We start from the raw sequence: 15,004 nt of genomic DNA, 5'->3' as shown, positions 1-15,004 counted from the left end.
GGGTAACTTCTGTCCGTCGATCGGGTTTCAATGCATTTATCTTCAGAGTATTCCGTTCATGTTCCCGATGACGCCCATCGCGACGGCGCTTGCCCTATGTTTTTGTGCAAACGCCCTGGCTGCGCCCATGAATAACGGCCAGACACCTCGAAGTTTGCTGGCGCAGGCCAAGGGCTTGCCAAGTGAGTTTGAAGAGCACTTCTTTGATGTGCCGCTGGCCGTTCGTGTGGAACTTGATCAACAGTTACTCGGTGAGGCGATGGTGGTGTTAACCCGCGACGATCGCATCACCCTCGTTGACTTCACTGATGTCAGCGACAGCGCCATCAAGGCCAGTGAGCGCGACACCTGGTCGAGCTATCTGAAGCAAGGCGTAGCGCTGGGCGGTTGTCAGGCCAGGTGCCCGGAACAACTCCTGGCCGTGCACTACAGCCTGGAAAACTCGCTGGTTTCGATCCTGACCGAAAACGCTGAGCGTGACGGCCAGGCGCAGCGTTACTACGCACTCCCCGAAGGCGGCAGTACCGGGTTGATCGTGCGCAATCAACTGAACCTCAACGGTGGCCAGAACCAGGATCTGGGTGGACGCTATGGTCTTGAGGCCAGCAGCAGCCTGGGCAACTGGACTCAAGCGGTGAACGTTCAGTTGTCTCGACTGGGTGGCGTTGATAATCAGCTCTATCACTCGGTCAATGAGCTTTTTACCCAGCGCGAACTGGAGGGCAACTTCCTGCGCCTGGGCCTTTTCACGCCTTCATCCGAAGGGCTGACCCGACAACCGCGTACCTTTGGCGCCAGCCCCGACACGGCGGTGGGCGTCATGTATGGCAGCTCCGACAGCCTGGCGATCAACAACCCGAAACCGGCGGTCTATCCGGTCTACGTCACCGCCAATCGCCAGGGCTCGGTGGAAATCTACCGCGACGGCTTGTTGATCAACACGCAAGCCGTACCGGCCGGATTGCAGACCCTCGATACCCGACCGCTACCGGGCGGCATTTATGAAGTGGAAGTGCGCCTGATCGAGGACGGCCAGATCACCTCCAGTACCCAGGAGCTGATCTACAAACCCAACAATTGGCGCAATCACGACGAGCGCTGGCGCTACAACCTGTTTGCCGGCCGTGAGTCCAAAGTGCTCAGTAACTGGGACGAGCAGGACGATGGCGACATGACCGCCGGCGCGGCCTTCAACTTTCTGCTGCACCCGCGGGTGATCCTGGGGCTGAGCGGGCGACAGGTGCGCGACACGTTGCAATACGGCACGTCGGTCGATTGGGCGATCGCCAACAATGCCAATCTCTTTGCCAACGTGTACCAGACCGAAGACTACGGCACCGGCCTCGATGTGCAGGGGCTCTGGTCCTATGGCAGCGGCAGCATCGTCGCCAGCCACAACCGCAGCTGGCTCGACACCACTCGACTCTACGACACCTTGCCCGATGGTACGCGGGTGCGGCAGCGCAACGTGTTTGTCGGCCAGACCAGCAACTCGTCGCTGTCGGTGAATCATCGGCTCGACAGTAAAAATTCGCTCAACGCCCGGGTCTCCCACAGTGAAGGCAACACCGAAGGCACCGGCGTGGACCTCGGCTGGACCCAGCGCACGCGCCTGTTCGGCAGCGATGCCAACTGGCGGTTATCACTGTTCGATCGGCCGGGCAGTTTCAGTTCGGGTGACGATAGAAATCGTGGTGTCGACTTGAGCCTTACCCTGGCCTTGGGCGGGCCGGGTGAGCAGATCTCCGGCAGTATCGGAACGCGCACCGACCGCGATGGCGGTCGGGACAACAATGCCTCGGTCACCTATCGCAAGGACTTGCAGGATCACCTGCTGCAGAGCGTTTCGGCGACGGCCATCACCGATACCTACGGCCTCGGTTTGAGCGCAATGGCGACGATGTCTTCGGACGTGGTCAACGGCGACGGTTTCATTCAGCGCTCGTCTTACAACAACGACCTCACCGGTGGCCTGAACCTGGACAGCACCGTGGCCGTTGGTGGACAAAAAATGGTCATGACCAGCCAGTACCACCGCAATGGCGCCGGCATGATCATCGACGTCGAATCCGATATCGAGGGCATCGCCCTGCGTGCCGACGACCTCAGTGGCGGCAGTGCGGTGCTGCGGCCGGGGCGTAATTTCGTGCCGATCACTGCCTACAAAAGCAGTTCGGTGAGCTTCGATTTCGAGGGCGTTCACGTGCCCGCCGCAACCATTCAGCCCGCACGTTCGAGCTATCACCTGAACAAGGGCGGCGTGGAGTATCGCCAGGTCCGCGTGATGAAAACCCTCACCGTACTCGGTCGCTTGATCGACCCTCAGGGCAACCCGCTCAAGGGCCACCACATCATCAACCACGCCAGTCGTGGCGTGAGTGAAGTGGACGGGTTTTTCTCCATGGAAATGAACGCGGGCTCACCGACCCTGGAAGTGCGCCACGGCAACCAGTTGCTGTGCCAGTTCCGCCTGGACCCGAGCCTTGGGAAAACAGAAAACAATGTGTTGATGATCGGCGATTTGCGCTGCACGCCGGACAGCCTCGCGGATGCGACATTCAGAACCGGGACGGCGGGTTAACGACGTGGGTAACGACAACGTGAGCAAGACAGACAGATTCATCCAGGTGGCCGTTGGTTCGTTGTTGACGGGCGTGATGCTGGGCTTTTCGGGGATGGCGAACGCGATCGTCAAGGACGTCAGCGCAACCTTTCGGCCCGACCCGACAAAACCCCATGAGAACAAGTTCAAGAACACCACGCCGAGTGAGGGTTACTGCTTGAGGTACCCCATCGGATGTGAACAGCAGAACATATTCAGCCTGCAACTGCCGATCAAGTTCAACTCCAATGCGCCGATTCCAGGCAACCATACCGATCCGCGCAAGGGGGCGATGTTCAAGGTGCCCTCCAGCTGGCGGTCCCTGCAGGTCGTCAATGAGCAAACCGGGGAAGCCGAAACCGTCGAAATTCGAATTGCCGGCATCGGCGTGCTGTGGTTCACCAAGCAATCCGTATCGGAGCTGGTAGGGGGCGGTGTGGACTGGACAGACGCACACGGAATGTTATGGGAAGGAAGCTATTGGTCGTATCCACCGCCAGGTTGTGGGTATAGCGGTTCGGCCGATTGGGGACTCTTTCACTACGCGGCATTTTGGCTGGTACCTGCCGACACTGTATGCGCAAAAAAGGCCAAGTACCTGATTCCAGAATTCAGATATGACTACCTTGATTTCGCCTATGAAATGCGCACCCCCAACCCATTGGCAATGTCGAGTGGAACCTATTCCGGCAGCATGAATTACACCCTCGGTCCCCACCAGGATTTCGACATGGGGGACGTCATGTTGACCGACGAATCCATCGTCACGCTTGATTTCAAGTTGCGGGTTGATCATACCCTCAAAGTTGAAGTTCCCCCCGGTGGAAATCGCGTTGAATTAGAGCCTTTGGGCGGCTGGCAGAGTTGGTTGCAACAAGGTCGAAAACCGACGCGTCTGTTCAAGGACCAGACTTTCAATATTTCCGCGAGTTCGCGTTTCAAAATGAAGTTGGAGTGTTCTCCGGCGGCGAGTGGTAACTGCCAATTGAGCGATGGGATACGCGTGCAATTGCTCACCAGCGTAAGTCTGCCCCACGGTTTGACCGACGCCAGCGGGCAAACCGTCGACCGTCGTTTGTTAAGTACGAATGAACAGCCAGTTTTTCAGCCGGGGTTCTATGTCGATCGCAAACCGGGAACATTGCACTTTGAAGTGTTACCGCATCACGTGGCTGCAATGATCCAACCGGGGCAGCCCAAACAATTCTCAGCCCAGGTCACGATTATCTGGGACTCCGAAGTTTAAGACTTTGCGCAACTGCACATCCATTCAACGAGGTACAGGACGATGAAACGTCTGTTGGCAACTGTTGGTTTTTGTCTGCTCGCCCAGGTGGCCCACGCCGCTCCAAGCATCAATATCGGCACCGTATATGACTATCTGGACGGGGACAAAAGTACCTACTTGAAACGCGTGTTCAATGGCGGCGACAGCACCGCGTTCGTCAAGGTCAACATCCTCGAGATTCTTTACAACGCCGATGGCACATCGCAGGAAGTGCCGCTCAAGACCCACGCCGACGGCAATTCCCGCGATGGCCTGATGGCCAGCCCGGCGCGGTTGATCGTGCCGGCCAATGGCATGCAGGGCACGCGTCTTTTGTTCATGGGCGAGCGTGACAAAGAGCGCTATTTCCGCGTGCGCTTCGTGCCCGTGGTGCCAGAGAAAGAGGACGAATTCGCCCTCTCCGGTGAAGAGCGCGAAGACTACAAAAAAGAGTTGTCTGCCGGGGTCACCGTGTTGGCCGGTTATGGCGCGGTGTTTTTTGTCCGGCCCAAAGACGCGCGTTTCGACAGTGCAATCGAGCATGACGCGGGCACCTATCGGATCCGCAACAACGGCAACACCGTGGTGGTGATCGATGAGTTTCGCGACTGCTCGATCAAGAACGAACAAGACTGCCAACCCACCACCAAACACCACATTCTCGCGGGCCGAACGTTCACCTTCGAGAAACAGGCGGGTCGTCAGTACCACTTCACGCTGGTGGAAGGCGAGAAAAGCAAAAAACTTGATGTGAAGGGATAACGCCATGTTCAAGAAACTTTCACGGGCGCTTGTCGCTACGGCGTTCGCGTGGGCCAGCCTGTCGGTGTTTGCTGCTCGGGAAGTCCATGTGTTCGATGTATTCGTAACGATCCCGACGCAGGCGTTTTATGTCATTCCCGCTGACCCCGGCTGGATCCACCGCGAACAACAACTGCCCTGGAACCTGACAGCATCGACCTTGGGTGGCTTGCGAAAATATTTTGATGTGAAGAATGAAGCCGGCTCTATCGAGGCGCGACTTGAAGGCAGGGCGTATTTGTCCAACGGGACGAATGCCCACGACATTGCCTTGCAGGTGTTATTCAACGGCCGGTTATTGAACGAGCTGGAAAACCTGGAAGTGGTTTCTTTGAGCGAAGCGGCGACGGGGCAACGCGTGTTGTTGGAAGTTGTTCCCATGCCACCTGCCGACGGTGTTTACAAACCCGGCAACTATTTTGGCAGCATTAATTTGATCTTCAATGCGGTATTGCCGGGGGCTTGAGTGAGAGGCGATGAACTTCAAAAAAATATCAAGAAAATCCAGCCGTTTTCTCTGGGTCATGGTGTTGCTTGCAGGGAGCATTGAACCGGCAATGTGTGCTTCCACGGACATCAAGGCGCTGTTCCGGCCGGATTCATCGAAGCCCATGGACAACAAATTCATCAATCAAACACCGAACAGTGGGTATTGCCTGTCCAACCCGGTCGAGTGTAATCGGCTGAACATGTTCAGTATTCGGCTACCCCTGAGATTCGAGTCAACAAGGCCGCTTCTGCCTGACACTGAGCCACGCAGTAATGCCATCTTTAGCGTGCCGGCACAGTGGCGCTCCCTGACGGTGAGGAACATCAATACAGGAGAGTCGGAGCAAGTGGAGGTACGCATTGCAGGGTTCGGCTCACAGTACTCTCTAAGCCATACGGCCACCAATCTGACAGGTGCGCCGGAGAGTGAAGCGCACCAGAAATTGTGGACCCAGTCGAGCTGGGTCTATGCCCCCCCGCCCTGCGAGTACAGTGGCGTTGGATTCTACTCCCCTTACTCCTACGCTTTTTTCTGGAGGACGCCTGTCGCAGGTACCTGTCTCAAGTCGACCCTGTTTCCCATTCCGGCAATGGCTTACAACTATCTGGATTTTGCCTACGAACTTCGAACGCCAAATCCACTGGGCATGTCATCAGGTTCCTATACGGGTGCCTTGAGTTATCGCGTTGGCCCCGGGGGCGACTTCGATATGGGTGATGTCATGGTTCCCAACGATACCGAGATGCTCTTGAACTTTGAGCTGGAGGTCCAGCACACGTTGAAAGTCGCAGTGCCACCGGGCGGTGATCGCGTGGAGTTGCTCCCCCAGGGTGGCTGGCAATCCTGGCTCACCCAGGGGCGCAAGCCGACGCGCCTGTTCCGCGACCAGACGTTCAATATTTCCGCCAGCTCACGGTTCAAGATGAACGTGGAATGTCAGCACTCACAAGACAGCAAGACCTGCGCTTTGTATGAGCCCCTGTCCGGTCATGCCGTACCGCTGTTGATCAGTGTGAGCCTGCCCCATGGGTTGACCGACGCTGACGGGCAAGCCGTCAATCGCCGCCGATTGTTTATTGATGGCAGCGGTACCGACCTGTTTCAGCCAGGCATCTATGTGGACCGCAAACCGGGCACGCTGCACTTCGAGATTCCCCAGGACGAAGTCGGGGAGATGATCCAGCCGCGGCGGTCCCGGCAATATTCGGGCTGGGTCAATGTTATCTGGGACTCGGAGGTGTGAATGCACGTCCCTGAAGGTGTCTCGCGAAGCACCTTCAGGGACGTCATTGATCGACTACTGTCCGGCCCGTTGCAGGGCCTCGAGCGTCAACCTTCTGCTCAGTTGTTGTTCCTCGTAACCGATGTCGTTTTGTAATCCTTCGTACACCGCATCGGTCATGTTCGCGCCCGTGAGCACGGTGTTTTCCTGCACGTTCAGTTGCCGGGCAAGGTCCAGCAAGCGCTGTCTGATCAACTGGCGTTGCGTGAACAGCAACCCTGTGGAATCAGCCCAGGCCCGCTGTGCTTCACGCAGCTCATCCAGCTGTTCGTTTTTGCGCTGATACTGGCGGCTGTTGCGCTTGAACTCGTTTGGATAGGTCTCACGCAGGTATTTCTCCCAGAAGCCCTGGTTGAGCATGGCGTTGACCAGTCCGTCGCCGTCCTCCATCGACATCACGGTCTCGAAGGCGGCATCAAGGGTTTCTGCGCTGACATCGGCCACCGTTCGATGCAGCATCGCATTCGATTGCCAGGGCAAGCCGAGGCGTTCAGCCAGGCCGGTTTCATAGGCGAGGTACACCTCTACTTCATCGGGCGTGCCGGGACGGCTGGCAAAATCGGCGCGCGCGATGTCATCGACTCGCATCAGGCGAGCGGCACCTTTCGCCAGGGCGACCAACCGGTTTTCCAGCATGGCGGTTGACGTGGACAGAGAGTAGGCCTCGGCAGTGAGTACCTTGATCCCCATGTGGTTGAAAACCTGGGCACCGGCGTCGGCGCAGGTGGTGGGGGAGGTCGCCATCTCGAACAGCTCTGTGCGCAGGTCACTGTCCAGGTCCATGGCCTCGATCATTCGCCACACCCGATCACTGAGTTGCTGGCGCAAGTCGCCGCCCGCCTGGTAATCGGCCGAGCGTGTCTGCTTCTGGATCAAGGTGAAGAAATCGACGGAATCGGGCTCGCTCATCAAGTCGTGCCAGGCTTCCTGCCTGAAGGTCCCCAGCCCGGTCGCACTGCTGCTCCACCACTGGGAGTCGTCAGACATCGGCCATTGGTTGATCGCCTGTTCGGCAGCGGGCGAGTAGGACCGAGTGGCGCTCAGCCCCACCGACCGTCGGTAGTCCTGATAGGCGAGACGGTTGGCGTCCGAGAGGTCCGTCACGAAAAGGCGCGTTCGCGCCACGATGCGCGCATCATCGGAGCCGGCAATGACCATCGGAATCTCCGTCAAAGGGTTTTCCATCAGGTCCAGATAAAAGCCCCGTGGCCGACGCTTTTTGAACAAGCCATCAGGCCAGGCGGTCGCGCCGGTGTTGCTCAAGCTCAGCGTCTTCAGTTTTGGCATGCGCTCGACGTTTGGCAGTAACCCCAGCTGCGGGTTGTCATCGAGCCTGATTGTTTCCATGTAGGTCAGGTGCTTGAGGTGCTCGACAGCACGCGGCGTCAGCCGGATCCGGTTGCCCATCAGGCGCAGGGTTCGCAGAAAACGCATGGCGCCGATACCTTCCGGCAGTTGCGTCAGTTGGCAGCCCCTGGCACTCAGTTGTCGCAGATTCGAAAAGTTTTTCAGCAAGCCGTCGGCGTTGGCGGAAAACGTCGTGCGGTCCAGGTTCAGGGTTTCTATCTGATCGAGGTAGCGCTGGATATCCGGCAGTTTTTTCCACCACAACTCGAGATCGTAGCGGCTGAGTTCCACTGAAAGATCCAGTGCGTAACCGTCTTCAACGCGCGTGCTGCGTTCGCCGAATACGGTCGACTTCCTTTGGAAACATTCCATGAGCCGGTCGGCAATATGTTGACCGCCACCGTCTAAAAATCCGTAACTGTTTGGGCCCCAGGACTCCGGTTGCTGGTAGCGCCATTTGTTGAGGATTTCACCCAGTTCGTACAGCTCGCGGTCCAGGCGTTTGAGCGTCTTGAGCGCTTCGTCCGGCTCGCCCAGGGATCGTACAAATACCGCGACTTCCCGTTCATTGAAGTGTGGATAAATGTCTCGCACCCGTTGTTCCGGTGTTGCGGCGACGGTAGAAAGGCTCGGGCCGCGCAGTAACCGTTCGGTCTGCACGTCCGGGGTCGAGCGAATCGGTGGCTCGGCCATTACGGTCCGACGTTCAGCGGGTGCCTCGGTCTTGACCATCACCCACTGCTTGAACTGCGCGCCCTCGCCGGGTCGATAGCCCAGACGAGCACGTTTGTCGGCGGGTAGCGCGTTGAGGACTGCCTCGTAAAAATCATCGGCTTCATGCAGTTGGACGTTTGAACCGTCATGAACGGCGTATTGCCCCGGCTGTTCCCTGATCAGTTTGCGCAGGGTCGATGCGTCCTCATTGCCAACACTGCAACGCAAGTCTCCGTCGTACGTGCCGTCATAGACGTCGATACGCAAATCACTGAACGAATCGGTGAAAACCCTCAGGGCGTTCAGCACCAGGCGTTCCGTGTCTGGCACCATCTGCGCATCATCCTGGAACCCTTCGTAGGCATGATTGGTTTGTGCTTCGAACGCCGCTTCACGGGCCCGGGATTTCAGGCGTAACGGGATCTGCTGATGGTCCGTCATGCGTTCAAGTTCAGCGGCACTGGCCCGGGTCAGTAGTGTCTGCGCCACATTGGCCGGCAGGTCCGGGTAGGTGGTGCAAAGCAGTTGAACAGCGGGGTTGTCGGAGGTTTCCGCTGCCCGGTAGAGCTGATTGAAAATATCCGGTTCGAGGGTGCGTGCCAGATCCGCCAGCCGATTGCGCAAGGCCTGGACCGGCGTCTGCTGAGCGGGGTGATCGCCGAGCAGGTTGTGCAGTTCGTCTTCACTGAGAAAGTCGACAAGGCTTTCGGGCAGTTGACCACTCGTGATGCGGGAGAGGCCGACGGAGAGGGTGTTCGCCGGTGTTGCCTCGGCATTGCCATAGTGACGGGAGTGGCCTGTCAGGTCGGCGTTTTCGTAGACCTTCAGGGCTTTTTCCGTCGGCCAGCCTTCCAGATAAGTCGCCAGCGGTTCGAACCAGTACGCGGTCGGTTCCAGCGTGTGGCCGGTGCGGATGTTTTCAATGGCTTGCCGGGTTTGTCGCTGGAGCTGCAAACGCTTTAGGCTGTTCGCCAGGAACGGTGGCGGCGGGCTGTTGTCGACGTACATCCGGCGCAGCTCGCCGTCCTCGGTACCGCTGCTGATACGGGTTTGTTCAAGCTCGACGTCAGTGAATCCGTCCACGCCATGACCGAGCCGCCGCATCAGCGTCGGGCTGTCCCACGTCCGCGGGGTTTCCGCTTCATGGGTCCAGGCGCCGAGGCCGTTGTGTTCCAGCTCGGGTAAATAGGCGTTCGGGCGTTGTGGGTGCTTGACGCGATAACGCCCGGTTTTCGGGTCTTGCTGCTGGACCAGGTAATGCTGCTTGTCCAGCGGCAGAATGTGCTCGCCTTCATAGGTATGAAGCCCCAATGCATCGGGGCGACTGCCGGGCGGTAACGTGAAGTCCGGCAGTGCGTAGGGGGTGAGATCGGGGTGCCACAGGCGGGGCTGACCATCGGGGAGGACAACGGGTTTCAGGCCTTCTATAAATGCCGAGATCCTCAATCGAGGGATTTTTCCTAGCTCGGCCCCCGCCGCGAAAATCGCCAACTGCACGACATCCGTCACCACGGACACGATATGTTCGGCGGCTTCGGTCCACAGACCTTCGGCCAGGTCCACTACCGACTCGATGACGTCACTGGTGATCTGATAGGCGGTGTACGCCATCATCAATTCACCCAGGCCGGGTACGAACGGGGTGACGACCATCAGCGCGACGTTGAAGATGTCCGAGGCTATTTTCTTGAAGTTGTCCCACCAGGCCCAACGGGCATTACTGTCGGTGTCGGCGGTGGACACGGCGATGTGCCTGGCGTCGTTAAGGATCTTGTTCAGTTTGTTCTGGTAAAGATGGTTCCAGAGTTCACCGTTGACCGGTGCCACGGCAAATTGCAGATGCGGGGTGGGCACGGGCTCTTCCCGCCATGTCGGGCGTTGATCCAGGGGCTCCTTCTTGTGCCATTGAATCTTGAACAGGCGTTGTTGCAGCCCGGCAAAAAACACCCCGCGCTGGGAGTGATCGACGAACTGGCTGAAGTACTGGCGATAGGTCATTCCGCTGGAGGGGATGAAGTCGTTATCGCGTAACTGGCGGGTCAGTTCATTGAGGAAATCGGTGACCGACGGGTACTCCTTCAGAGGATGTTCCGGATCTTGAGGGAGGTAAGCGATGATCGGCGCGACCTCGCGAGCTCGCTCGAGGTCTGGCGAAATGAGCACGATGCCGGTCAATGCTGTGCCCATGATCGACAATTCGCCGAACTGTACTGTTTTGCCTTTGAAGGTGAGGTTGCGTTGGCCGTCGAGCATGGCCAGTACCAGGTGAAGGGTGTCGCGCTCGATGTCGCCGGTCATCACGGCCTGTTGTGCCGCGGCCGTGAACGCGGCTTTCTGGCTGTCTACGACTTTGTTTTTCAGATACGTCTCAGCCACCGGATCGCCGGGCAGCAAAAAGCTTTCAAGGTGTTCGGTATAGCGGGCGCCGATGTCCAGTTCGCGACACAGGGTCTGGAACTGGGCAATCGACATTTTGCGTTTGATCGGTTTGATGTCGAACAACCCGCGCTCGTCGGGCTGACTGATGAAATCGGAATCCGCTTCGCTGGTTTCGCCAAGGGCGAAGTTATGGAGTGCGGCATCCAGCAGGGAGACCGTTCGAGTGGTGACGCCACCTGAAAAGTTGATGGCATACCAGGGCCGTTCTTTAGGCAAGTAAAGATGTAAGAAAGTTGTTCTGACGTCATCATCGACACCGTACTGTTTTTTTAGCGCGGCACTCAGTAACGGTTCGGCAAAGTCATAGATATTTTGTAGCTGATCAAGAAGTCGTTCAACTTTGTTGTGGGCTGTCCAGAGTTTCAGGTTGGCAGTCTGTAGCCGGTTGTGATTGTAGTTCGAGGCTGTCGTGATCCAGCGCGCGGGGCCCTTTTTCACGGCGTCCAGCGCTTGTATTCGCTGCAGGGAAGCCGTCTGGATGGCAGGAGGAATTCGACTTTTTATGAAGTCGTAATGGCGGCCATTATTATCGGTTGTACGTCCTTGTAGTTCAGACATCGTTTAATAAACCTTGAGCACGAATGGAAGCGAACAGCCTATCGTTCATCACTCAAAGTAAAAGTTTGAATTGTTGCTGTTATACCCCCGCTCATATCGGCCCAAACATTGAAATTATCAATGCCGAAAATAATTAATTACCACCTTTGCTGATCAACGCCGCGCCACCTCCACAGGCAGGCACTCGGTGTTGCTGCCTGGCTGCAGATACGGCGTCAGAATCGGTGCCATTCCCTTGAGCACCTGCACCGGCAACGCCGAAGTGAACTTGAAGGCTTCGGCTGTGCGCCCGGGTACGAACGCGGTCAATGTGCCGAAGTGAGTATCGCCGATGAAGAACACGAAGGTGGCCGTCCGGTTGATCGACTTCGAACTCAGGATCCGTCCGCCCGAACCGATCGCTTCAATGCGGTTGTCGCCGGTCCCGGTCTTGCCACCCATGGACAGGGGTTTGCCATCCGGCGTGATGAAACTGCCGGAAACCCGTTTGGCCGTACCGGCATCCACCACTTGCGACAAGGCTTCGCGCATGGCCGTGGCGACTTCGGACGGCATCACCCGTTTGCCGACATCCGGGTCGTTGATCAGCTTGGTTTCATAGGGCGTGTTCGGCGCAAAGTGCAGGCTGTCGATACGCAGCGTCGGCATGCGCACGCCGTCGTTGAGAATGGTGCCGATCAGTTCGGCCAGTGCGGCCGGGCGGTCGCCGGAGCTGCCGATGGCGGTGGCCAGCGAGGGCACCAGGTGATCGAACGGGTAGCCGACTTTCTGCCAGCGCGCATGAATGTCGAGGAAGGCTTCGATCTCCAGCATGGTGCGGATGCGGCTGTCGCGGGCGCCTTTGTGACGACTCTTGAACAGCCAGCTGTAGACTTCCTGACGCTCGAACTGACTGGCTTTGACGATCTGGCTCCACTTGGCATCCGGGTTGTTCAGCAGGTAGCCCATCAGCCACAAGTCCAGCGGGTGAACCTTGGCGATGAAGCCCTGATCCGGCAGGTCGTAGATGCCGGGGCTGTAATTTTCGTAGAGCCGTTGCAGGCGTTCATCCGTGAGTTTTTCGGTGAGCTTGACGCCTGTGAGGTGCGCGCGCACAAAGGCGTTGAAACTTTCCTGGCTGGCCCGCGGCAGCAGATAACGATGCACGGCGGCGATGCGAATCGGCGTCGGGCGCATGCTGTCGAGGAACGTTTCGAGGCGGGCCTGGGTGTCCTTGTTCTTGTATTTTTTCCAGAACTTGAGCAGGAACGAAGTGCCCTCGCGGTCGGCGAACTCGGCCAGGTATTCCTGACGCCGAGGATCACGGTCGTCCCCGAGCAGTGCCGCGCTGTTGTTCGGGCCGGAGTAGGTGGTGTAGCGCACCAGGTCACGCATCAGCCGAATGAACGGCAGGTTGATCGACTCGCGCAGGGCATCGCGCAGGGTCGGGTTGCGACCGTTGTCTTCCTTGCGAAAGTTGACGAACGTGTGCAACCCGCCGCCGGTGAAAAAGGCTTCGCCGGGGCTGGCGGAGTATTTGCGGTCCAGTGCGGCGCCCAGCATGAGCGGCAGGCTGCGGTCCTTGTTCTGGATCAGGTAATCGACCGCCCAACGGCTCAGGCGATCCTGCTCCGGGACATCGACTTTCTTCAGTTCCGGGACGGTCATCTCTGCGTACTTATCGTGCAACTCGGAGATGATCTGCAGGTAGGTGGTGAGCACACGCATTTTCGCGGTCGAGCCCAGTTCCAGTTTGCTGCCTTCGTTGATGTCGAACGGCTGGTCGGTGCTGTCGGTCTGCACCCGCACGCGCGAACCGTCCGGGGTCAGTTCGAACAGCGTGAAGCTGTAGCGCACTTGCGTGGTGCTGGTCGGCGTGAGCAGGCGTTCGCCCATCAAACCGATTTGCGTTGCAAACACCGGGTCGGACAAATGCTTGAGGTACTCGGTGGCCTGGGTCTGCAAATCGCCTTGCAGGGTACTGGTGGCCGAGAGATCGAGGCGATCGAGGTCGTACAGCGGACGATTGAGCAACCCGCCCAGGCGACTGCGCGCCACACTGATGCCTTTGTTGGTCTCGATGGGCTGAATGGTTGGCTGGGTCTGCCAGTCGCGGTAGGTCACTTTGCTGGCCAGTGCGGCCGCCGCAAACGGCGCATCGATCACGTTGTTCTGTGCCAGCAGGCGAATGTGGCTGTCGGTGAGGTCAGCCAATTCATCACGGCCCTTGGTCAGGTAGTGGGAAGGGCGGCGCTGGGCGATCATCAGCGAGAGCATTTCACGCAGGGCCAGGCCTTTGGCGGCCAGGCTTTGTGGATCCGTGGCGGTGCTGGCCAGCGTCTCGTTGGCCTTGTTGAAATCGGCGCCGTACCAGACGCGCAAACCTTCGGCCATGCCGTGCACTTCACCGTGGCCAGGGACGGCCGACAGGGGCACGCTGTTGAGGTAGTCGCGCACCACGTTTTTGCGCGCTTCCAGGGTGTCCGGCCCGCCCTGATAGGCGCGCACGGTGGCAGAAATCATCTGGCGGATTTTTTCCCCGCCCGACACGGTCAAGCCGTCTGGTGAGTGGCGGTATTTTTCGAGTTGTGTCGCCAGGGTACTGCCGCCCGCCGACTGGCCGGGCATGTGCAACAACTTGGCAACCTGCGACCACGCGGCCATGCCAAACCGCGGCCAATCCACGGCGGGGTTGGCCCGGGGTTGACGAGGGTCGAGCAGGAAGCGGTTTTCGATGAACAGCAAACTGCTGACCACCACGGGCGGGATCGCCTCAAAGCTTGAATAGAGTTGTTGCGGGTATTTGTACTGATACAACGGTGCCGCCCGGCAATCGGTGATCAGCAAACCGGCCTGGATCTTCTCCGGATAGGGTACGAAAAGACCCTTGTCGCTGTAGTCCATCAGCGCCTCGGAAAAGCGGGTCTGTGCCGAGATGACGTAATCACGCTTGAGCAACCGCGGCAGGAACTCCCCCAGCGAGCTGTAGCCCAGTCGCAGATCGAACGGCCCGGCGCCGGGGTAACGAATGGCGTCGCTGGGGCCAGGTTGCAAATCATATTTCAGGGTCGCGGCAAATTTGCTGACTTCCCGGGATTGAAGCTTCGAGGTACGCATTTCCTTGGCGGCCGCCAGGCCCACGACCACTGCGATAATCAACAGCAACAACCAGAAAGCGCCCCAGCCGTGCTTCGTGCGACTACGGCGAGGTTTTTCAGGTAAAGGCGCTTCATCCACACGTTCAGTCGGAACCACAGTTTTACTCGAATCGGTTTGCCACAAAGCACCCATAGTCGACTGATCCATTCACGCAGATTGATCGGACTTGTTTGAAGCTTAGACGGTGGTTGGCGATGGTGAAAAAATTGTGGGGTAGTAAGTGATGCGTGGAGGTGCCGATGTTTTTAGGCAAAGCGGAGGCATTGTGGTGAGGGGATTCATTGTAGATAGGAATTCATTGTGGCGAGGGGATTTATCGAAACGTCGCACCGCCCCGTTCGGCTGCGCAGCAGTCGTAAATTCGGT

Annotated in this window: 7 protein-coding genes; 5 read left to right on the top strand and 2 right to left on the bottom strand. The window is 58.3% G+C overall.

What is annotated here, in order from left to right; translation table 11 throughout:
* Positions 1-58: 58 nt before the first annotated feature.
* The 5 genes from J2Y86_RS12325 to J2Y86_RS12305 are packed head-to-tail and all read left to right on the top strand — an operon-like array spanning position 59 to position 6,403.
* Entirely contained in the window at positions 59-2,581 is a 2,523-nt protein-coding gene (locus J2Y86_RS12325) for a TcfC E-set like domain-containing protein (protein WP_253431510.1), read from the top strand.
* A 4-nt stretch (positions 2,582-2,585) separates the two neighbouring features.
* A complete protein-coding gene (locus J2Y86_RS12320) occupies positions 2,586-3,848 on the top strand; it encodes a hypothetical protein (RefSeq protein ID WP_367399714.1) in 1,263 nt (420 codons plus the stop codon).
* A 42-nt stretch (positions 3,849-3,890) separates the two neighbouring features.
* Positions 3,891-4,631, top strand: a complete 741-nt coding sequence (locus J2Y86_RS12315) for a molecular chaperone (RefSeq protein ID WP_253431507.1) — start codon at positions 3,891-3,893, stop codon at positions 4,629-4,631.
* Positions 4,632-4,635: 4 nt separating this feature from the next.
* Complete coding sequence (locus tag J2Y86_RS12310) at positions 4,636-5,136, top strand: CS1 type fimbrial major subunit (protein WP_253431505.1); 501 nt, start codon at positions 4,636-4,638, stop codon at positions 5,134-5,136.
* A 10-nt stretch (positions 5,137-5,146) separates the two neighbouring features.
* Entirely contained in the window at positions 5,147-6,403 is a 1,257-nt protein-coding gene (locus J2Y86_RS12305; RefSeq protein ID WP_437180659.1) for a hypothetical protein, read from the top strand.
* A 54-nt stretch (positions 6,404-6,457) separates the two neighbouring features.
* Here J2Y86_RS12305 and J2Y86_RS12300 read toward each other — a convergent pair whose 3' ends face one another.
* Positions 6,458-11,500 (bottom strand): NEL-type E3 ubiquitin ligase domain-containing protein, encoded by a 5,043-nt coding sequence (locus tag J2Y86_RS12300; protein ID WP_253431501.1) that lies wholly within the window; start codon positions 11,498-11,500, stop codon positions 6,458-6,460.
* Positions 11,501-11,653: 153 nt separating this feature from the next.
* A complete protein-coding gene (locus tag J2Y86_RS12295) occupies positions 11,654-14,770 on the bottom strand; it encodes a transglycosylase domain-containing protein (protein WP_253431498.1) in 3,117 nt (1,038 codons plus the stop codon).
* Positions 14,771-15,004 lie beyond the last annotated feature (234 nt).

The organism is Pseudomonas migulae (genome assembly GCF_024169315.1).
Lineage (GTDB): Bacteria > Pseudomonadota > Gammaproteobacteria > Pseudomonadales > Pseudomonadaceae > Aquipseudomonas > Aquipseudomonas migulae_B.
The sequence above is the reverse complement of the archived record's forward strand: the minus strand, read 5'-3'. Positions and strand labels throughout refer to the sequence as shown.